The sequence below is a fragment of the Pseudomonas sp. BJa3 genome, assembly GCF_026343815.1.
In the GTDB taxonomy this organism is placed as follows: Bacteria; Pseudomonadota; Gammaproteobacteria; order Pseudomonadales; family Pseudomonadaceae; genus Aquipseudomonas; species Aquipseudomonas soli.
Genome location: NZ_JAOXMC010000008.1, coordinates 1 through 21,144 on the forward strand (window position 1 = coordinate 1; position 21,144 = coordinate 21,144).

At 63.4% G+C, this 21,144-nt stretch carries 14 protein-coding genes; 5 read left to right on the forward strand and 9 right to left on the reverse strand.

Annotation, left to right across the window (positions count from 1 at the left end):
• Positions 1–221: 221 nt before the first annotated feature.
• The 9 genes from OH705_RS11385 to OH705_RS11425 all read right to left on the reverse strand — a co-directional run bounded on the left by OH705_RS11385 (position 222) and on the right by OH705_RS11425 (position 13,613).
• Positions 222–3,254: a multidrug efflux RND transporter permease subunit gene (locus OH705_RS11385; RefSeq protein WP_267302236.1), complete on the reverse strand. Its 3,033-nt coding sequence runs from the start codon at positions 3,252–3,254 to the stop codon at positions 222–224.
• A gap of 13 nt (positions 3,255–3,267) precedes the next feature.
• The gene (locus tag OH705_RS11390; RefSeq protein WP_094010200.1) at positions 3,268–4,410 is read right to left on the reverse strand and encodes an efflux RND transporter periplasmic adaptor subunit; all 1,143 of its coding nucleotides are present in this window, start codon (positions 4,408–4,410) and stop codon (positions 3,268–3,270) included.
• Positions 4,411–4,506: 96 nt separating this feature from the next.
• On the reverse strand, positions 4,507–5,604 hold the full coding sequence (locus OH705_RS11395; RefSeq protein WP_094010199.1) for a DUF1513 domain-containing protein: 1,098 nt from the start codon (positions 5,602–5,604) through the stop codon (positions 4,507–4,509).
• Between the two features lie 2 nt (positions 5,605–5,606).
• Complete coding sequence (locus tag OH705_RS11400; protein WP_023630933.1) at positions 5,607–6,671, reverse strand: imelysin family protein; 1,065 nt, start codon at positions 6,669–6,671, stop codon at positions 5,607–5,609.
• An 18-nt stretch (positions 6,672–6,689) separates the two neighbouring features.
• Complete coding sequence (locus OH705_RS11405) at positions 6,690–8,117, reverse strand: di-heme oxidoredictase family protein (protein WP_263159163.1); 1,428 nt, start codon at positions 8,115–8,117, stop codon at positions 6,690–6,692.
• A gap of 185 nt (positions 8,118–8,302) precedes the next feature.
• Positions 8,303–9,634 carry an imelysin family protein gene (locus tag OH705_RS11410; RefSeq protein ID WP_104444461.1) on the reverse strand — a complete coding sequence of 444 codons (1,332 nt, stop codon included), beginning with the start codon at positions 9,632–9,634 and terminating at the stop codon, positions 8,303–8,305.
• A gap of 159 nt (positions 9,635–9,793) precedes the next feature.
• The gene (locus OH705_RS11415) at positions 9,794–11,845 is read right to left on the reverse strand and encodes a putative bifunctional diguanylate cyclase/phosphodiesterase (RefSeq protein WP_038707431.1); all 2,052 of its coding nucleotides are present in this window, start codon (positions 11,843–11,845) and stop codon (positions 9,794–9,796) included.
• A 333-nt stretch (positions 11,846–12,178) separates the two neighbouring features.
• A complete protein-coding gene (locus OH705_RS11420) occupies positions 12,179–12,775 on the reverse strand; it encodes a superoxide dismutase (protein ID WP_023630875.1) in 597 nt (198 codons plus the stop codon).
• A 238-nt stretch (positions 12,776–13,013) separates the two neighbouring features.
• Positions 13,014–13,613 carry a LysE/ArgO family amino acid transporter gene (locus OH705_RS11425; RefSeq protein ID WP_038705505.1) on the reverse strand — a complete coding sequence of 200 codons (600 nt, stop codon included), beginning with the start codon at positions 13,611–13,613 and terminating at the stop codon, positions 13,014–13,016.
• A 124-nt stretch (positions 13,614–13,737) separates the two neighbouring features.
• Between OH705_RS11425 and OH705_RS11430 the strand changes: the two genes are divergently transcribed.
• The 5 genes from OH705_RS11430 to OH705_RS11450 all read left to right on the forward strand — a co-directional run bounded on the left by OH705_RS11430 (position 13,738) and on the right by OH705_RS11450 (position 21,143).
• A complete protein-coding gene (locus OH705_RS11430; protein WP_267302237.1) occupies positions 13,738–14,628 on the forward strand; it encodes a LysR family transcriptional regulator ArgP in 891 nt (296 codons plus the stop codon).
• 49 nt (positions 14,629–14,677) lie between these two features.
• Positions 14,678–15,673 (forward strand): NAD-dependent epimerase/dehydratase family protein, encoded by a 996-nt coding sequence (locus OH705_RS11435; protein WP_094010195.1) that lies wholly within the window; start codon positions 14,678–14,680, stop codon positions 15,671–15,673.
• 87 nt (positions 15,674–15,760) lie between these two features.
• Positions 15,761–16,585 carry an ATPase gene (locus tag OH705_RS11440; RefSeq protein WP_094010194.1) on the forward strand — a complete coding sequence of 275 codons (825 nt, stop codon included), beginning with the start codon at positions 15,761–15,763 and terminating at the stop codon, positions 16,583–16,585.
• Between the two features lie 396 nt (positions 16,586–16,981).
• On the forward strand, positions 16,982–18,988 hold the full coding sequence (locus OH705_RS11445) for a hypothetical protein (RefSeq protein ID WP_267302238.1): 2,007 nt from the start codon (positions 16,982–16,984) through the stop codon (positions 18,986–18,988).
• 58 nt (positions 18,989–19,046) lie between these two features.
• A complete protein-coding gene (locus tag OH705_RS11450) occupies positions 19,047–21,143 on the forward strand; it encodes a hypothetical protein (protein ID WP_267302239.1) in 2,097 nt (698 codons plus the stop codon).
• Position 21,144 lies beyond the last annotated feature (1 nt).

Here is a 21,144-nt window from a genome sequence, read left to right on the forward strand (position 1 = left end):
CCGTCGAGCGCTGCGCCCCAGGATGGGGCGTACAGCGCGGTACCCACGGGAGCAAGAACGGAGCGAGGGAACCCCGGCGCGGAGCGTAGGGGCCGTATGAACGGAGCCGAACGGTTTTGCCGACTTTTGCCACGACAAAAGTCGGCCGCCGTAAGGGCGGAAAGGTGACTAAATGTCGATATCGTCTACGAATACGCATACAAAACCAAAAACAATCACCCTCAAGCCCCAGCAACACCTTTATGCGCCAAAACACTATAAATGCACGGCAAAACAAACAACGTAAACAAAGTCCCCACCGACATCCCGGTAGCAATCACCATCCCGATATCAAACCGGCTGACCGCCCCGGCCCCGGTGGCCAAAATCAAGGGCACCATGCCAAACACCATGGCCGCCGTGGTCATCAGCACCGGCCGCAGGCGAATCGCAGCGGCTTCTTCGATTGCCTCGCGTACCCCAAACCCCCGCTCGTCCCGTAGCTGATTGGCAAACTCGACAATGAGAATCCCATGCTTGGTAATCAGCCCGATCAGTGTCACCAACCCCACCTGGGTATAGATGTTCATGCTCGAGACCCCAAGGAACAGCGGCAAGAGCGCACCGCAGATGGACAACGGCACGGTCACCAGAATCACCAGCGGATCGCGGAAGCTCTCGAACTGCGCCGCCAGCACCAGGAAGATGATCGCCAGCGCCAGGCCGAAGGTCACCCACAACGCGCTGCCCTCCTGGACGAACTGCCGAGCTGTCCCGGCATAGTCCAGTGAAAAGCCTTCCGGCGCCTCCTCGCGGGCGATGGCGCGCACGGTTTCCAGTGCTTCACCCATGCTCACCAGCGGAACGCCCTGGATGATCGCCGAGTTCAGCTGCTGGAACTGGTTGAGCTGTCGCGGCCGGGCCCGGTCGCTCAGGGTGATCAAGGTCGATAATGGCAACAGTTGGCCTTGCTCGTTCTTCACGTAATAGTTGTTCAGCCACCCGGGGTTGGCGCGGTAGGGCCGTTCAACCTGGGCGATGACCTTGTAGCTGCGACCCTCCAGCGTGAAACGGTTGATCTCGGCCTCGCCAAGCAAGGTCGCCAGGGTGCTGCCAAGGGTGTCCATCGACACGCCCATCTGCGCCGCCTTGGCGCGGTCGATGTCGATCACCACCTCCGGTTTGTCGAAGGCCAGGTCGATGTCGAGGAAGGCGAATTTACCCGAGGCCTGGGCGCGCTCCTTGACCCGTTGCGCCACCTCCAGCAGCGCCGGGTAATCACCGGCGGTGTTGATCACCAGCTGGAACGGCAGGCCCTCGCCGGTGCCGGGCAGCGATGGCAAGTTGAAGCCGAAGATCTGCAGGCCGCCGATCTGTTCGAGTTTGGCCTGCACCAGCGGCAACAGCTGCATCTGCGTGCGCTCGCGTTCGTTCCAGGGTTTGAGCAGGAAGCCGCCGATACCGCTCTGTACGCCGTTGAAACCATTGATCTGGAATGACGAGTAGTACTCGGGGAAGCCCTTGAAGATTGGCGTGAACTGGTCGGTATAGGCGTTGAGGTAGTCCAGGTTCGCGGTTTGCGGTGAACTGCTCATCATGAAGATAACCCCCTGGTCCTCCTCCGGGGCTAGCTCGTTGCGGGTGAACATCAGCAGCACCGGGATCAGGCACATGATGAGCACGGCGAACACCAGCACCACCGGGCGGCTGTTGAGCGTACCGTGCAGCAGGCGCTGGTAGCGTACCTTGAGCGATTCGAAGATCAGGTCCAGGCGGTGGGCCAGCCCGCTGGGGTTCTGTTCGTGGCGCAGCAGCACGGCGCACATCATGGGGGAGAGGGTGAGGGCGACGACCCCGGAGATGACCACGGCTCCGGCCAGGGTCAGGGCGAACTCCTTGAACAGGGCGCCGGTCAGCCCGGTGAGAAAACCAATGGGAGCGTACACAGCAGCCAAGGTGATAGTCATGGACACGACCGGCAGGGCGATCTCGCGGGCACCCTCCAGGGCCGCTTCGAAGGGCGTCTTGCCTTCTTCGATATGGCGGTGGATGTTTTCCACCACGACGATGGCGTCATCCACCACCAGGCCGATGGCCAGTACCATCGCCAGCAGGGTCAGCAAATTCAGCGAATAGCCCATCATCTGCATGAAAAACAGCACGCCAATCATCGACAACGGGATGGTCACCACCGGGATCACCACAGACCGCAGGGCGCCGAGGAACAAAAACACCACGACGATGACGATCAGCACCGCCTCGCCGAGGGTCTTGATCACTTCGTCGATGGAGGCCTGGATAAACAGGGTGGCGTCGTAGGCGATGGACACCTTCAGGCTGGAGGGCAGTTGTTCTTCGAGCTGCGGCATGATCCGCCGTACTTCCTTGATAACCTCCAGCGGGTTGGCCGCCGGCGTGGCCTTGATGCCGATGTAAACCGAGGGCGTGCCGTCGAACGAACTGACCGTGTCGTAGTTTTCGGCGCCCATTTCCACCCGGGCCACGTCACCCAGCAGTACCCGGCTGTCACCGCTGGTCTTCACCGGTAGGGCGGCGAAGGCTTCGGCAGACTTGAGCTCGGTGCTGGCGTTGATGCTGGTGACCACGTACTCGCCCTTCACTTCGCCAGCTGCGGAGAGGAAGTTGTAGCGGCGCACGGCGTTGGTCACGTCCACTGCCGACAGGCCGAAGCCGGCCAGCTTCACCGGATCGATCCAGATACGCATGGCGAACACCTGGTTGCCGAGGATCTCGGCCTCGGCCATGCCCGGCAACGTGGCCAGTTTGGGTTGGATGACCCGTGACAGGTAGTCGGTGATCTGCGGGTTGCTCATTTCCTTGCTGTAGAAGCTGATGTACATCAGTGCCGAGGCGTCGGCGGCCTCCTTGCTCAGTACCGGATCCTCGGAGTCCTGGGGCAGCTTGTTGCGCACCTCGTTGGCCTTGGCCAGCAACTGGGTGAACAGCCGGTCGGTGTCGGCGCCGATCCGCGCGTAGACCGAAATGATCGAGAAGTTCTGCCGGCTCACCGAGGTCATGTAGTCGATGCCGTCGGCGCTGGCCAGGCTCTGCTGCAGCGGCTGGGTGATGTAGCCCTGGATGGTCTCGGCGTTGGCCCCGGGGTAGGCGGTCGTCACCGTGATCAGGGCGTTTTCCATCTGCGGGTACTGGCGGATCTGCAGCTTGCTCCAAGCCTGCAGGCCCAGCAGCAGGATCAGCAGGCTGACCACGCAGGCCAGCACCGGGCGGCGGATGAACGGGTCGGTGAACGCCATGGCCGCCTCCCGTTCACTGCGCGCCAGGCGCGGCGGGTTTCAGGGCTGAATCGGCGCTGATGCGGATCGCCGCGCCTGGGCTCAGCTTGAGCTGACCGGCGGTGACGACCTGGTCACCGGCCTGCAGGCCCTTGAGCACCACGACCCAACCGTCGCGACGCTCGCCGGTCTGCACGGTGAGTTGTTCGGCGATCAGCTGCGGCTGATCGTTGGCATCGTGCAGCGGCTGGCCGTCCTCGCCCTTTTTCGGGCTGACGCGATACACCGAGTTGCCGTAGAGGGTGTAGGTGATGGCGTTTTCCGGCACCACGACCTGCGGTTGCGGGTCGGGCAGCAACAGTTGCAGGCTGGCGAACATGCCCGGCAGCAGCTTGCCTTCGGGGTTGGCCAGGGTGGCGCGGACCATCAGGTTGCGCGTGCTTTCCTCGACCTTGGGGTTGATCGCGCTGAGGCTGGCGGGGAAGGTCTGGTCAGGGTAGGCGGCCACCTGGGCTAGCACGCGCTGGCCGAGGCTCAGGTGTGGCAACGCCTGCTCGGGCACATTGAAGTCGACGTAGAGACTGGACAGATCCTGCAGGGTGGCGATCACCGTACCGCTGGGCAGGTAGGCGCCGACGTCCACTTGGCGGATGCCGATGGTGCCGCTGAACGGAGCGCTGATGCTCTTTTTCGCCAGCGATGCCTTGAGCTGGTCAACCACGGCCTGGTTGCGCCGGTACTGGCTGGCCAGGCGGTCATATTCGCCACGGGAGATCGCCGAGTCGCCGACCAGTTGGCTGCCGCGGCCGAAGTCGACCTTGGCCAGCCCCAGGTCGGCCTGTGCGGTGCCGAGCAGGGCGGTTTCCTGGTCGCTGTCCAATTGCAGCAACAACTGGCCGGCCTTGACCTGTTGCCCGGATTCGAAATGCAGCGACTTTACCGTCCCGGCCACCTCAAGGCTCAACTCAACGCCCTGGTAGGCCTTGAGGCTCCCGACCGCCGGCAGGCGCTCCTGCCACTGGCGTAGCTCGGCCTGGGCAGCGGCAACACTGACCGGGGGCCTGGGCTGCGAGAACATCTGCACTTGCCGGTAGATGGAAAAGGCCTTGATGCCCCCCAGGATCAACACGATCAGCAGGACGACGGCCAACATGATCAGCATGCGGCGGCGCAACATGGTCCGGTTCCCTGGAGGTGGATTTTGTTGTTCGTCGGGCACGACCACGGGCGATCCGGCCCACGTGCGATGGGGCCGGTGCAGGCAATAGAGCGATCAGACCAGGTGCAGATGGTTATCCCAGAAGCCTGAAGGCAGGTCCATCGGTTGCCCGATCAACTGCGCCTGGCGGCAATCATAGAAGCGGCAACGCCCCTGCCCGGAGGTGACGACAAAACCATCCTTCACCGCCCCGACCCCGGCGCAATCGGGCATCGGCGCATCAAGTTTGACGGCGCCGCTGTCCAGGTCCCAGATGAACAGGCGGTTGGCCCGCGGCGCGGTCAGCGCCACCAGGCGCAGGTCGCTGTGGATGGCGACGCTGGCGGTGTACTGGGCCATCGATTGCAGCTGGCGCTCCGGCACCGGGAAGGCCTGGAACGGCTCGCCCGGGCGCTTGATCGCCAGCAGTTCGGCGGTTTCTTCCGAGCCACCCATGAACTGCTGGCAGGCGGCGATGGTGCCATCATCGCCAACTGCCAGGTGACGCACGCTGTTCATCTGCTGGGCCAGGGTCTCCTTGCTCAGCAGCGTGCCGTCACGCTGCATCAGCACCAGGCTCGGCTCCATGGCGTCGAGGTTCATCTCCACCCGGCTCTCGGCCTCGGTGCGGATGCCGCCGTTGGCCACCACCAGGGTCTCGCCATCGGGCAGCCAGGCCACTTCATGGGGCCCGATGCCGTGGGTGGGGATCTCGCCGCTGTGCACCAGGCGCTCGCCCTCGAAGCGGTAGACGCCCAGTACGCCACGGCCCGGGTCGCTGGTGTCGTTCTCGGTCGCATACAGCCACTCGCCACCCTTGTGGATCACTGCGTGGCCGTAGAAGTGCCGGCTGGGCTGTGAGGCGAGGGTTTGCAACAGGCGCCCGTCACGCAGGTCGACCAGATAGCTCTCGGTACCGGGCCGGCGCGCGACGAACAGTGCGATCGGCAGCGTCGGGTGGTTGATGATCGCATGGCAACGCTGGGCCACCTGGGTGCTGAACACCTGGGTGCCGTCCAGGCGGAAGCCGACGGCGTAGTGCTTGCCGTCGCCGTCGTCGCGGGCCGAAAGCAGCAAGGGTTCGCTGCCTTTGCCGCGGAACAGGCTCCAGCCACCCAGGGTGAGGGCGCTGAGCAGAACGCTACCGAGTTTCAGGGCCTGGCGTCGCAGCATGATCAGTCACCGTCGTTGGCGTTGAAGCCCAGCTGGATGTTCAGCGCCTTGGCCAGCTCGCCTTCGTGCAGGCGGTGGACGACGTTGAGGGCATCGTAGATTTGGTTGAGGGTCTGCTTGCCGGCGTCATCGGCCAGCAGTTCGCCGAGGGTCTTCTGGTTGTCGGCCAGCAGCTTGAGCGCAGCAGCATAGGCGTCGTCGATCTTCTGTGCCAGTGCCGTCTGGTCCTTGCCCAGCAGTCCGCGCAGGCCTTGGTTGTCGACCCCGACCCAGACAGTCTGGGCGGCCTTGAGCGAGGCTTCCAGGCTCTTGATCGACGAGTGGCTGCGCCAGGCCTCGGCCTGCAGTGGTTGGGCAATGCCCTTGCTCTGCCGGCCCATTGGCGCGCCGAGCTTTTTCTTCAGGCTGTCCAGGGCGGTGACCTGGGCACGCAGCACGTCGGCGATCGCCTCGTGGGAGTCGGCGTAGCGCTGGTTGGGGAACTTGGTCATCTGCGACAGCATGCCGTCGGTGCTGTTCCAGCCCTTGAGGATCTCTTCGGCCAAGGCCTTCTGGTGTTCGCCGATGGCGACCAGCAGCGGGCAGTAGCGGGCCTTCTGTTCGGCGCTGGCGATGTCCGGTTTGCTGTCGAACAGGATGTATTCGTAGGCGGACAGGCCACGGACCACGACGCTGGCCTTGCCCAGCGATTCGACGGTGACCGCTTGCTCGCCGTTGACCAGTTGCTCGACCTGGCGGCCGACCAGGTTTTTCTTGTCCGGCCAGAACTGCACCTGCCAGGCACGGTTGCCTTCGGCCAGCGGGCCGACCAGCAATGGCTGCAATTCGGCCCAGGCTTTTTGCGCGTTGAGGAAGTCGGCACGGGCGGTCTCGAGGTCCTGTTTGCCCTCACAGTAGGCCAAGGCGCTGGCGGCCAGTTGCCGGTCGGCCTCAACCCAGCGGCTGTAGGTCGGCAGGATCACCTGCTTGGCGATGGCCGCGGAGGTCACTGCCTGTGGGTCTTGTGGCGAGCAGGCGCCCAAGGCGAGTGCGGCGAGGCTGGTGAACAACAGTTTGGGTCGGAACATGCCCGGCTCCTTGTGCGTTTAAAGTGAATTCAGGAACGCCAGCAGCGCTGCGCGCTGCTCGGCATTGAAGGTCAGTACATGGTCGCGCGCCGCCTGGGCTTCGCCGCCGTGCCAGAGCACGGCCTCGAGCAGGTTGCGGGCGCGGCCGTCATGCAGGAACTGGCTGTGGCCGCTGACGGTTTCGCTCAGGCCGATGCCCCACAGCGGTGGGGTGCGCCAGTCCTGGCCGTTGGCGGCAAATTCGGTGCGTTCGTCACTCAGGCCCGGGCCCATGTCGTGCAGCAGCAGGTCGCTGTAGGGGCGGATCACCTGGTTGGCCAGTTCCGGCTCGGCCGCATTGGCGGCGGTGGTGAATTGCGGGGTGTGGCAGCCCTGGCAACCAGCCTGGTAGAACAGGTTCTTGCCGGCCAATACCTGCGGCGCATCGACGTTGCGCCGGGCCGGCACGGCAAGGTTGCGGGTGTAGAAGGTGACCAGGCGCAGGATATTGTCGCTGACCTCCTTTTCGCCGCCCTGGCCATTGCCATTGGGCGCGGCCAGGCAATCGACCTGCGCTGCGGTGCAGTCGTCCTTGGGCAACAGGGTGGTGGTCAGGCCCATGTCGCCGGCGAAGGCGTGCACGTTCTGCTGGTTGACGTTTGGCTGTCCTGCCTTCCAGCCGAAGCGGCCGACCACGGTCCTGCCCTGGGCATCGTCCCACACGCGGTTGGCGCGGCCACGGATACCGTCGCGGTTGTGGTCGTCGGGATCCTCGTTGGCCAGCAGGTCGGCTTCGGGGATGGCTTCAAGCAGGCCCAGGCCGATCATCGGCGGAGCGACCCGGGCGGAGAAGCGTGTGTCGGGGTGCAGCGGGCCGTAGCCGAGCTGGCTGATTCGCAGGGTCGGGCGTCGCAGTTCGACCTGGTGGCCGTCCGCGAAGGTGACATTGTGGTTGTCGTAGGTCACGCGGACCTTGCCTTCCGGGGCCACGCCGGGGATGGCCATGTCCTGGAACTGGGTACCGTAGACGGGCTCCGGGACTACCCCCAGGCGCTCGATCACCTGGGCGTAGTACGGCTGGTCGGGGATCGACAGACGCACCAGCATCGACACCGCGTTGCTGTCGTCTGGCTCCGGCGGATGGCCGCGACCATCGCGCACGTGGCAGTTCTGGCAGGCGTTGGTGTTGAACAACGGGCCGAGGCCATCGCGGGCGGTAGTTGTGGAGGGGGCGATTACCCAGGGGTTGCGGAAGAAGCTGTTGCCCACGGCGAAGTCCAGGCGCCGCTCGGGCGTGAGGTTGGCCGAGGGCAGCGAGTAGGCGTTGCGATCGCTGCGCTGCACCGTCGCCTTGCCGCCGGAGAGCGCCTCGCCGGGCTCGGCCTGGGTGAAACGCGGGGCGTCGTCACAGGCGGCGAGGGCGAAGGCCAGCAGCAGAGGGCTTAGGCGGAGCAAGGACATCGACAATCCTGGGCATGGGCGAAAAACCGGCGTGCAAGCTTATCAGGCCAGGGGGGATTGAATAAGAGCAATTTGCAATTACCAGATGAAATAGGCTTTACCTGGAAATGTCCGCGACCACCCATTCCGCTCCCGAACACGGAAATGAAAAAGGCGGCCCGAAGGCCGCCTCTGCTGAACCGCAACGCTGATCAGAATTCGTGATCGGCGGTGTCCGGGTTCAGGTTGTCGATGCCCAGCTTGCCCGCGGCCTGCTCGATCGCGCCGGTCTGCTTGACCAGGGAAGCGATGGCGTCACGCACGATCTGGTTGCCGGCGGCGTTGTCGGCGGCGATCAGCTGGTCGTAGTGCTCGCCCTTGAGAGCGTGGTCGACGATCACCTGGATCTTGGCTTCGGTGGCTTCCAGGTCGGCCTTGAGGGTGGCGTCGGTGGCCGGGTCGGCCTTGGCCACCAGCGACGACAGGCTCGGGCCGCTCAGCTTGCTGCCGTCGACACGGGTGTACTCGCCGAGGTAAACGTTGCGGATGCCCTTGGCGTCATAGAAGTGCGAGTAGTGGGTGTTGTCGCTGAAGCAGTCGTGTTCGTCTTCCGGCGAGTTGGCCTCCAGCGAGACCTTCATGCGCTCGCCCGCCAGTTCGCCCAGCGACAGGCTGCCCATGCCGAACAGCATCTTGCGCAGGCCATCGTTGGCCGGCTCTTTTTCCAGGCTGGCGCGGTAGTTGTCGGCGACGTTCGGCGCCCAGTTGCCGACCATTTCCTCAAGGTCCTTGACCAGCAGGTCGGTGGCCGCCTTCAGGTAGGCACGGCGACGGTCGTTGTGCCCGCCGGTGGCACCTTTGCCTTCAAGGTAGTCGGAGGCCGGGCGGTTGCCCGCGCCTGGGCCGGTGCCGTTGAGGTCCTGGCCCCAGAGCAGGAATTCGATGGCGTGGTAGCCGGTGGCGACGTTGGCTTCGGAACCGCCCAGCTCGTTCAGGCTGGCCAGCTTCTCGGGGGTGATGTCCTTGACGTCGATCTTGTCTTCGCCCACCTGGATCTCGGTGTTGGCGATGATGTTGGCGTTGGCCGCCGGGTTGCCCAGGGCGTGCTCATAGCTCTTGTCGACGTAGTCGATCAGGCCTTCGTCCAGGGGCCAGGCGTTCACCTGGCCTTCCCAGTCGTCGATGATGGTGTTGCCGAAGCGGAAGACTTCGCTCTGCAGGTAGGGTACGCGCGAGGCGACCCAGGCGTCCCGGGCGGCTTTGAGCGTCTGGTCGTCGGGCTTGGCGAGGAAGGCGTCGACGGCAGTCTGCAACTGCTTGGCGGTGCTCAGCGAGTCGCTGTACACGGCATGGACCATCTCGGCGTAGTGCTTGACCACGGCCTTGGCGGCGGCTTCATCGACAGCCCCTGGTGCCGCGGTGGTGACAGCGGCAGATGTCTGGGCTTGCGGTGCGGCGGCCTTGTCGTCATTGCCTTCGCCGCAACCGGCGAGGGCGATGGCGATGGCCAGCAGACTGGCGGAGGCCAGAGGCATTCGAATCATTGTTGGTTTCCTGCGTCGTGTGGTTGGACCATGGGTGGACCGTGCGCCGTGGCACGCGAAACCGCAACATCATGCGAAAGATTTGCATTTGCTGTAAAGGGGCGGGCGCGCATTTCATGCAAACGCCCGCTTGCCCTGCTTGGCCGAGATTGGTGGGGGTTACAACGCGGAAACCTGGTTGCGTTGCGCCTGCTTGAGGAAGTTGGTCAGTTCGCGCGCGGACAGCGGCTTGCTGTAGTGGTAGCCCTGACCCTCATGGCAGCCCTGGGCGATGATGTAGGTCTCCTGTTCGGCGGTTTCCACGCCTTCGGCGATCACCTGCATGCCCAGGCTCTTGCCCAGCTGGATGATGGCGCGAACGATGGTGGCGTCGTCATCGTCGTCGAGCAGGTCCTGGACGAAGCTCTTGTCGATCTTGATCTTGTCCAGCGGCAGCGATTTCAGGTAGCTGAGCGAGGAGTAACCGGTGCCGAAGTCGTCGATGGCGATCAACGCCCCGGAGCGGCGCAGGCTCAGCAAGTGCTGGGCGGCGGTGCTGATGTCTTCCATCAGGCCGGTCTCGGTGACTTCCAGCTCCAGGCTGCGCGGTGGCAGGCGGTAGGCCTGCAGCAGGTTGTTGACTACCCGCGGTAGCTCGTTGTGGTGCAGTTGCACGGTGGACAGGTTGACCGCCATGCGCAGCTCGCTGAAGCCCTGGTCGTGCCATTCGCGCAACTGCCGGCAGGCCTGGTCGAGCACCCACTCGCCGATGCTGATGATGCTGCCGTTCTGCTCGGCCAGGGGAATGAACTGGTCGGGCGGGACCATGCCCAGCTCCGGGTGCTGCCAGCGCAGCAAGGCTTCGACGCCTACCACGCGGTGGTCGCGGTAGCTGATCTGCGGCTGGTACACCAGGTACAGCTGGTTGCGCGGCAGGGCTTCGCGCAGGTCCTTTTCCAGTTCGCGGCGGCGGCGCATCTCACTGTCGACGCTGGCGATATAGAACTGGTATCGGTTACGCGAGCGGGCCTTGGCCAGGGTCATGGTCTGCTCGGCCTTTTGCAGCAGCTTCTCGGTGCTGTCGCCGTCCTCGGGGAACAGGGTGATGCCGATGGTGGCGCGCAGGCGGATCTGCTGGTGGTCGAGGTCGAAGGGCGCCTCGAGGTCATCGAGGATGCTCTGGGCCAGCTCGGCGGCTTCGTAGGGCTGTTCGATATTGGCCTGGACCAGGGCGAACTGGTCGCCACCCAACCGCGCCAGGGCGCCGAGGCGCCCGCTGTGGGCGCGCAGGCGGTCGGCCAGCGCCAGCAGCAGCTGGTCGCCGACCTGGTAGCTGAACTGCTCGTTGATGCCCTTGAAGTCGTCCAGGCCTACGCACAGCACGGCGACACGGCGTTGCAGGCGGCCACCGTCGATGAGGATCTTGTCCAGTTGCTGCTGTAGTTGCTGGCGATTGGGCAGGCCGGTGAGGAAGTCGTACTGGGCCATGCGCTGCAGGCTGTTCTCGGCCTCGTGGCGCAGGTGGGTGTTGCGTTCGATGGAGGCCAGCAACTGGTTGGCGGTGTTGACCCAGATGCCCAGTTCGTTGCGTTCGTGCCCCTTGAGCAGGGGGATCTGGTGCTGGCTGGGGCGGTCGGGGTTGATTTGCGTCAGGTGCTCGATGATCTTCGACAGCGGCTTGGTCAGCAGCCAGTGGTACACCAGGTACAGCACCAGGCCCATGGCCAGGGCGCGCAGCACGCCGGAGATGAAGATGATCACCGCGTTGACCAGGAAACCCTCGCCATAGGCGGAGGTGTCGAGGGTGATGCTCAGGTCGCCGTAGTATTCACTGTAGGGGCCGCGGCCGACCAGTTGCGTGGTGTAGGTGCGCTCCTGGCCGAGGATCAGGTCGGTCAGCCAGCGCATGGACATGTCCTGCAGTGGCCGGGACTTTTCCGCGAGCATGGTTTCGTTGGGGTGGCCGATGGAGGCCATGCGGACCGAGCCGTCCTGGAACAGGCCTTCCATCACCTGCATGCCCATTTCCCGGTCGAGGCTGTACACCGCCTGCGTCGAGGGGTCGCGGAACATGTCGAGGATGCGCTGGGCGTCGTTGTTCACCGACTGGCGGGTCTTGTAGGCGTCATAGACGATCTGCGCACAGCTGAGTACGACGCCGACAGCCAATGCCGAGAGCAGTACGACCCGCAGCAACTTGACCGATAAGCTGTTTCGGAATTCCAGCTTCAATGGGGTTTCCTTAATCCATGCGCATGCCATTATTTTGCCATCAACCATGGCGACAGACTATCGACCGAATGCCCCGGCAGGCAACACGTCCGTCGACGGATCTGCCCTTGGCTCTATATCGGTTGAGCGGTCATGCGACTTGAGTGCGCTGCGTCAACTTTCCAGAAGGTTGATGTTAGCGCGCTATGCGGGCTGAGCAAGAGCGCACGGATGGGTTGCAGGCAATTCTGTCAGGTTGGCCCTGGGGGCAGCGAGCTTGCTTGGCGCTAGCGTCATGCCAGGCAACAAAAAACCCGGCACGAGGCCGGGTCTTTTTGCAGGCTTGGCGAACAATCAGGCCTTGAAGGTCTTGCCTTCGAACTGCTCGGCAACGAACTTCCAGTTGACCAGGTTCCAGAACGCCTCGACATACTTCGGACGCAGGTTGCGGTAGTCGATGTAGTAGGCGTGTTCCCAGACGTCGCAAGTCAGCAGCGGGGTGTCGCCGCTGGTCAGCGGGTTGCCGGCGCCGATGGTGCTGGCCAGGGCCAGGGAGCCGTCGGCCTTCTTCACCAGCCAGCCCCAGCCGGAGCCGAAGGTGCCGACGGAGACCTTGGTGAACTCTTCCTTGAACTTGTCGAAGGAACCGAAGGCGGTGTTGATGGCCTCGGCCAGAGCGCCAGTTGGTTGGCCGCCGGCGTTCGGCGCCAGGCAGTTCCAGTAGAAGGTGTGGTTCCAGACTTGAGCGGCGTTGTTGAAGATACCGCCGGAGGAGCTCTTGACGATCTCTTCGAGGGTCTTGCCTTCGAATTCGGTGCCTGGGACCAAGTTGTTCAGGTTCACGACATAGGTGTTGTGGTGCTTGTCGTGGTGATACTCCAGGGTTTCCTTGGAGATGTGCGGCTGCAGGGCATCGTGGGCGTATGGCAGCGGCGGCAATTCAAAAGCCATGGTGGATCTCCTGATTCAGGTCTGTTCGCGGTATGCGCAAGGCCGATCACGGGCGGCCCGGTGAGCGTCGGCGAGTTTGTACTCTTTGCGACGCAAGGGCTGGATCATAGCACCGGCCTCGGCGCTTAACCACGCAACATCTATAGGGAATAGAGGTTCCAGAGCGGTTGGCTGGGGCCGACAGGTGGGCTGCGTGACTGTCGTAGCCCTGCGTGGGATACCCGGTTTTTTCGCGGCATCAGTTGAAGATCAACTGCGCCGCCACCGCGAACATCATCACCGCCACCATCAGGTCCAGCATGCGCCAGGTCGCCGGGCGTGCCAGCCACGGTGCCAGCCAGGCGGCGCCGATCGCCAAGGTCGAGAACCACACCAGCGAGGCACTGGCGGCGCCGGCCACGTAGGCGCCGGGCACGGTCTGCTGGGCGCCGAGGGAGCCGATTAGCAGCACTGTATCGAGGTAGACGTGCGGATTGAGCAGGGTCACCGCCAGGGCACTGAGCAGCACCGCGCGGCGCGAACGCATGCCCTGGCCTTCCTGATGCTGCAGGCTCTGTTTCGAGCAGGCGCTGCGCAGGGCCTTGGCGCCGTACCAGATCAGGAACAGCGCACCGCCCCAGCGGGCCACGGCCAGCAGTGTCGGGTTGTGCGCCAGCACCGTGGCCAGACCGAACACCCCGGCGGCGACCAGCAGCGCATCGCAGACGATGCACAGTGCCGCCACTGGCAGATGGTGTTCACGGCGCAGACTTTGTGCCAGGACGAAGGCGTTCTGCGCGCCGATGGCCATGATCAGGCCGAAGGCCACCAGCATGCCGTTGAGATAGCTTTGCCACATAGCGGGAACACTCCACTGGCGCCGATGCGGGATCGGCGCGGGTTACCAAGAAAGATGTGGCCATTCTGGCGGTTGCGGCGGTATAAGAAAAACAAATAGAGCTGATCAGTCATTAGAGAAATCGATGTTCGACTACAAATTGCTCGCTGCCCTCGCCGCGGTGATCGAGCAAGGCGGCTTCGAGCGCGCCGCCCAGGTACTGGGATTGTCGCAATCGGCCATCTCGCAACGCATAAAGCTGCTCGAGGCACGGGTTGGCCAGCCGGTGCTGGTGCGCGCCGCGCCCCCGAGCCCGACGGAAGTCGGGCGCCAGTTGCTCAACCATGTGCAGCAGGTGCGCCTGCTCGAGCGCGATCTGCAACGCCAGGTGCCGGCACTGGACGAGGAGGGCATGCCCGAGCGCCTGCGCATCGCCCTCAACGCCGATAGCCTGGCAACCTGGTGGGCCGGGGCGGTGGGGCCGTTCTGCGCCGAGCAGCAGGTGCTGCTCGATTTGGTGGTCGAGGACCAGGACGTCGGTCTGAAACGCATGCGCGCTGGGGAGGTCGCGGCCTGCCTGTGTGGCAGCGAACGGCCGGTGGCCGGAGCGCGCAGTTTGCCGCTGGGCTCGATGCGTTATCGGGCACTGGCCAGCCCCGCGTTCATGGCGCGTTACTTTCCTAACGGGTTCGCGGTCGAGCGCCTGGCCCGCGCCCCGGCTGTCGTGTTCGGGCCGGACGATTTCCTGCAGCATCGCTACCTGGCGTCGTTGGGGGTACAGGAGGGTTTCCTGCATCACCTGTGCCCCTCGTCCGAAGGTTTCATGCGTATGACCGAGGCCGGCCTCGGCTGGGGGCTGGTGCCGGAGCGGCAGGTGGCCAAGCAGTTGGCACGTGGCGAGTTGGTGGAAATCTGTGCCGATACCCCCATCGATGTGCCGCTGTACTGGCATCATTGGCGCAACGGCGGGCAGTTGCTCGCCCAGTTGACCGACCACCTGCGCCATTCGGCGCGGGACTGGCTGGTGCCCTTGTAGGCACTTCAAGCGTCAGCTGCATCTGAAATAGAGCAAGGCGGAGTCTTACATGCGAATTCTGGTCACCGGCGCGAGCGGCTTCATCGGCGGGCGCTTTGCGCGTTTCGCCCTGGAGCAGGGCCTGGAGGTGCGGGTCAACGGCCGGCGGGCAGAGGGTGTGGAGCATCTGGTCAAGCGTGGGGCGCAGTTCATCCCCGGCGACCTGGGCGACGCCGAACTGGCCCGGCGCCTGTGCCAGGGGGTGGACGCGGTGGTGCACTGCGCCGGCGCAGTGGGCACCTGGGGCCGCTATCAGGACTTCCACCAAGGCAACGTGGTGCTCACCGAGAACGTGGTCGAAGGCTGCATCAAGGAGCATGTGCGGCGCCTGGTACACCTGTCGTCGCCGTCGATCTACTTCACCGGCCGCTCGCGTATGGATGTCCGCGAGGACCAGGTACCGCGTCGATTCCATGACCATTACGCGCTGACCAAACACCTGGCCGAGCAGAAGGTGTTCGGCGCCCAGGAGTTCGGCCTGGAGGTGCTGGCGCTGCGCCCGCGCTTCGTCACCGGTGCTGGCGATGCGAGCATCTTCCCAAGGCTGATGCGCATGCAGGCCAAGGGGCGTGTGGCGATCATCGGCAATGGCCTGAACAAGGTCGACTTCACCAGTGTGCACAACCTCAACCAGGCACTGTTCAGCGCGCTGTTCGCCGAGGACCAGGCCTTGGGCCAGGCCTACAACATCAGCAACGGCCAGCCACTGCCGCTGTGGGATGTGGTCAACTACGTGATGCGCCGCATGCAGCTACCCCAGGTCACCCGCTATCGTTCACCTGCCCTGGCCTACAGTCTGGGGGCGCTCAACGAGGCTGCCTGTCTGCTTTGGCCCGGGCGCCCGCAACCGACCCTGAGCCGCACGGCGGTGCAGGTGATGAGCACGGATTTCACCCTCGATATCAGCCGCGCCCGCCAGTATCTGGACTACCGGCCCGGCACCGATGTGTGGGCGGCGCTGGATGAATTCTGCAGCTGGTGGCAGGCGCAACACGGGCAACGCTGAACCTGTGCGCGGGATGATGGTCATCAGTGCGCCGCCCTGGCGGTTTATACTCATGCCTCTTTGCTACCACCGCGGTTGAATGCACCCATGCGTAACGACGCCCACGATGATTTCGACGACGTGCCCACCCTGCGTGCCGGCACCCCTGATGACGATGAATTGCTGCCTGCCCATGTGGCCCGTAGCCGCCAGAAGGCGGTGCGGCCGCGTAGCAATGGCCCGCTGTGGACATTGCTGGGCGCCTCGTTCATCGCCCTGGCCGGGCTTGGCTGGTGGAGCTTCCAGCAGATCACCCTGATGGAGCAACAGCTGGTCGCGACCCAGGAAAGCTTTGCCCGTATCAGTGAAGAAGCCGCCGGGCGCTTGCAGGTGATCAGCGGCAAGGTCGACGCCAGTGAGTCCAGCAACAGCACCGGCAGCGAGGCATTGAAGTTGCAGATTCGCCAGTTGCAGGCTTCCCTGGCCGAGCAGGGCAAGCAGCAGCTGGGCGTCGCCGGGCAGGCGGGGGACCTGGGCAAGCGCCTGGAGCAAGTGCTGGCCGATACCCGTGAACAGCAGAAGGCGGTCACTGAACTGCAAAGCCAGTTGCAGGCGCAACTCAAGGTCCTCAATGCCGAGCTGGCCGCGCTCAAATCGGGGCAGGTGGATGGCGGTAAGCTCGATGGCCAGCTCAAGAGCCTGAGCAACGACGTGGCGACTTTGAAGAAACAGGGCAACCCAAATGCCGCCATCGAGAGTCTGGAGCAAGATATCCTGGTGCTCAAGAGCCAGGTGGACAATCGCCCTACGCCCACGGCCGGTGGCGCCTCGGTGCAGGAATTCGATGCCTTCCGCGGGCAGGTAACCCGCAACATCAGCACGCTGCAGAGCCAGATCCAGAACCTGCAGCAGCAGATTAACTCCCGTCCTTGAGCGCGCTTCTACGCGCCTGCTCTACTTCCCTGCCTATTTTGAAGCTCCGTGCGTGATCTACGCGCGGGGCTTGCTCGTGGTTTGTCCACAGTGGTTTCAGCCGCCTCTTGCAAGCCCCAGGTGCGCGTAAACCTGGGCGCAGCAGCGTCAGCTTTCAGGCCTATGGCAGCGCGCACCTAGCATTTCTGTCAGGTGTGGGCCTGGATGGACTTTGTTATTACTGCTTCACCCAGACGGTGGTGGCCAAGCAGCCGCGATCACGATCTCGGCACCGCGTCATCCGGGGCTGAGCATCATCCGGGCCAATGACACCGGGGTGGAGCCTACATTCAGGTACCGCGCAATCCACGCTCACAACAGCACGCCTGAACACGCCAAATGCAAGGGGAGGTTGCCATGAATACGCCTGCTCACCCGTTGATCAGCAGCGCAAAAGTAAAGAAGACTTCGACGCTGGTTTTTCCGAAACTCGCGATGGGCGAGGCCATCGTTGAAGATCTGATTGATGACGGTACCGGAAAGATAGAATTGCTGCCTAAAACCAAGCAAGAAGACGCGCTAAAGGTAAAGGTACCGAACTGGCCAGAGTCCGAGGTCGATTACATCATCGCATTGACATGGGACGACGTGCGTCTCGATAACATTCCTGGCGCTTTCCACTCCATAGCTCAGGCAGAACAGGCAAACCCTGATTTTAAATTCGAGCTCAGCGTGCCTGCCACGTATTGGGCCTCGGTGGCTGATGGAGAGGATGCGCGGTTTCGCCTGGGCTATGACGTACAACCGTTCCCGGATGACCGTTGGGATTTAGGGCCCCGGCGCCTTGTGCGCATCGACCGAGAGGCTCCGGGAGGCAGCGATGGAGCCTTGGCCAAACTGCAGTTTCCCAAGGTGGTGGAGGAGAGAAGGCGCATTCTGGTGGGAGACTTCACCTCCGGCCTGTTGGATACCGAGGTCAAGGGATATGTGTCGCAGCAGGTGGGTGACCAGATCGTGGTCACCATGACCGATGGTACCAACACGGTACCGATCGGGCCGATCACCGTTTTTAGCGCAACTGATCCCACTACCGTGCCATTGCCTTTGATCGACTTGCAGAAGTTGGACGACAGAAAACCCATCACCTTCACCTACCAGTCGACCGACCGGGCGGGGAACGTGTCGCTGGCTTCGGTCCCGCACGACGCGCTCGAGTTGCTGTTGACGGATATCCCGGACCTGCTGCCGGTTCCCGAAGTGCCAGGTTTCGATGCTGGCGGTGATCCACCTGTCCTCGAGGCGGATGCCCGGGCGGGTGTGGACGTGCATGTTCCCCAGATCACCAGCGTCGCGGTGGGTGACGAGATCGTCGTGTTGTGGGGGAGCCAACGTGACGCGCCGCAGCGGGTCAACCAGATTCCGCCAGCGCCGGATCCACTGATGGTGCTCAAGCTGCCCTACCCGCTGACCAGCGCGGAAACGGAGTACGGCCCGGTGGCCGTTGCCTATGAACTGTGGCGAGCCGGTTCGTTGATCGGTACATCGGATGGCGCCGCGAATGTAGAGGTCGATCTACGGGTGCCAGGTGGCCCCGACCCTGATCCGGAAACGCCCGGGCATGACGACCTGGTGCCCGCCACGATCAAAGGTGGTAGCTCAGGCCAGGACGACAAGCTGGATCCCGAGGATGTCGCGGCAGGCGCCGAGGTTACCATTGCGTGGGAGGGGCTCAGTGCTAGGGAAGTCCTGGCCGAGGGGGACAAACTCGCACTGTGGTGGGGAAACCAATCGCCTCATCCGCTCGATTCGGTCACTGCGCACGAGGCGTCTGAGCAGCTACCTATCGTCCGTGCGGTGCCAGCAGCGTTGTTGGGTGCCGAGCCCAGCGGCCAAGTGGTAATGGCCTATGCAGTCACCCGGGAAACTGAAACAGGAGGGCCGGAAAACACCTCGTTTTCACCCCCGAAGCTGGTCGAGGTCCTGCGCGCCGACGAGTTGCCGGGGCAAGGGGGGCCACTGCCTTCGCTGGAGTTCACCAAACTGAATGGCAACGGTGCCATTGGCCGGGAGGAGGCACAACGAGAGCTGCCGGTGCGTATCGCTGGCTACAAAGGTATGGCGCCCGGCGATGTGATCGTGATCACGGTCGATGGAAAGCGCGGCCTTGGGATGCCAGAAGATCCGATTCCCGGCTTCCCGGTGAGCGGGCCGTCGTTCCGCATCGAGCAGCACCATATTGACGAGGGTGAGGTAGTGCTGGCGCTCAAGCGCCAATATGCCTACATGGTTTGTCGAGGTCACCTGCACGTGAGCTACACCGCCAGTAACGTTTTCGGCTCGGTGGCGGCGGCGCATCAACCTACGCCAGTCTCCGTGCGTGAGGCTGGGCAGGATAACTGCCCAATTCCCACTCAACGCTTCTGAAGCCATATCCCTGGCGAGCGCCTGCTCGCCAGGGGGCACTACCTGGGAGGCAAAGGCCATGTCCGAAGAACTGTCGCGCAATCGCCCCGCTGTCGGTAAACACGTCGCGCAACTGCCTGAACCTGTGATCCCTCAGGCTTTTAAGGGCAGGGGGATTGGCTTGCGCTTGCTGGATGATGAGCAGTCGCCGTTGAAGGTCCAAGTGCTGGCAATCCACATGCAACCGAACGACCTCGTCACGCTGTATTGGAACGACGGTGAAATAGAGCGCAAGACGGTAAGCCCGTCGGTGGTCAAGCGAGTTCGCAAGGCGCAGGCACTCGGTATCGAATCCGGTACCTATCTTGATTTCGACGTACCACCGTCGAAGATTCCCGACGGTGCTGGCGTCGTCTGGTACAAGTGGAAAGACGATATCGGTGAGCAGGAGGACGATTCGTTAGAGCTTGATGTCATGGTCAAGCGCAGCTTGCCCGGCGGTGTCGACCCCGATCCCAGCACCTCCTTCAACGAGAACCTGGATATGCCGGGGGGCATCCCGCCTTTCATCGATGCTGACCAGGCTGCCAAGGGAGTAGAGGCCATCATCATGGGCGGCTACCCCAATCGTGGGCCGAACGATTGCTACGAGCTCCAATGGCATGGCAAATCCATAAAGGGGCCGGTGCCTTCAGGCGCGGATTCTTTCCCTGTCACGGTCGGCCAGGACATCATCGAAGAGGTCGGCAGTGTCGAACAGCTCATCGTTCGCTATGAAATTCGCGACGAGGTCAATAATCGCTCGCTGTGGTCGCGAGAGGCCTACGCCAAGGTGGATCTTGCCGAGCGTACCCTGGACGCGCCGGTGGCCTTGGATGCCGACGAGGACGGCAACATCGATTTCAACGCCCTGGAGGGTACGCCGCTCAAAGTCAGGATTGAACCTTACCGCGATATTACAGCCGGCGATCAGCTGAAGCTGACCTGGACGGGTGTCAATGCCAAGCAGGAGCGCCTGGACCCCGTAGACCAACCCCATACCGTGACCCAGCAGGAAGTCACCGCCGGCATTGAGCTCGAGTTGAAAAATGACTTGGCGGTCGCCGCATTGCAAGGGGGCGCATTGTTGGAGTACCAGGTCAACGACCAGGCGGGGCGCAAGTCGCATGTTCTGGAAATCACTGTATCGGGCAACCTTGAACTCGACGCGCCCAGTGTGGATGAAGCCAGTCGCGGGGGGCTCGACCCGCATGATGTGCCGGACGACGGCGTAACCATTCGCATCGCTGCCTACGCGCATATGGCCGTGGGTGACGAAGTGTCGGTGTGGTGGAAAGGCACTGCTGCGGATGGCGCTACTCACGACCATGATTGGACTTTGCCGGTGGAACGCGTCGGCGATATCGAGCACCTCGTCGAGAAGGACCTGGTACTCGAGTTGGTGGGCGGGACGCTCGAGTTGTTCTACACACTGACCGCCAAGGGGGGCGCCAAGTTCGAGTCTGCCCCGTGCGAACTGGTGGTGCCGGTCGACTTGCGACGCCCCTCGGTGGAGAAGGCGTTCGGGGACGGAAACGACCAGCTCGATTTCCATAAGGATTTTGCCAATGCGTCACATGTGAAAGTTACGGTTCCGCGATACTCCGGCATGGTGACTGGCGACAAGGTGGCAGTGGTCTGGACCGGCCCCAACTTCCCCTACCAAATGCCGTGGCAAGTGATCACAGCCCCTGGGGATGTGGTGTTCCAGTTGCCACGGGTGGTGTTGCTGGACTCGATCGGAACAACGGTTGACGTCAAGTACCTCGTCGAGCGTGGTGGTGAGCCGCCCGAGGCAACGTCGGAGGCCCTGGCGTTGACCGTGCTTGCCCAGGCGCTGGAGCTACCGGCCCCCGGGTACCTGTCTTCCGGGGGAGACAATCCAAGGTTCAACCTCAACTATCCCAATATCAAAGAGGGAGACAAAGTCGAGATCCGCTGGGAAGTGGATCCGGCAATTGAGCCCACCCTGCGCGAGGCCACTCTCGATGTGTACAAGGATGGGCGATCCTTCCTGATAAAGGTGAATCCGGCCTGGCCCCAGACTGACAGACGCAAGAAAGTGTTCGCCAGTTACTCCCTCGAAGTAGACGGTTCAAGGTTGTATTCCCAAGTAAAGTCATTCCAACCCGACTGAT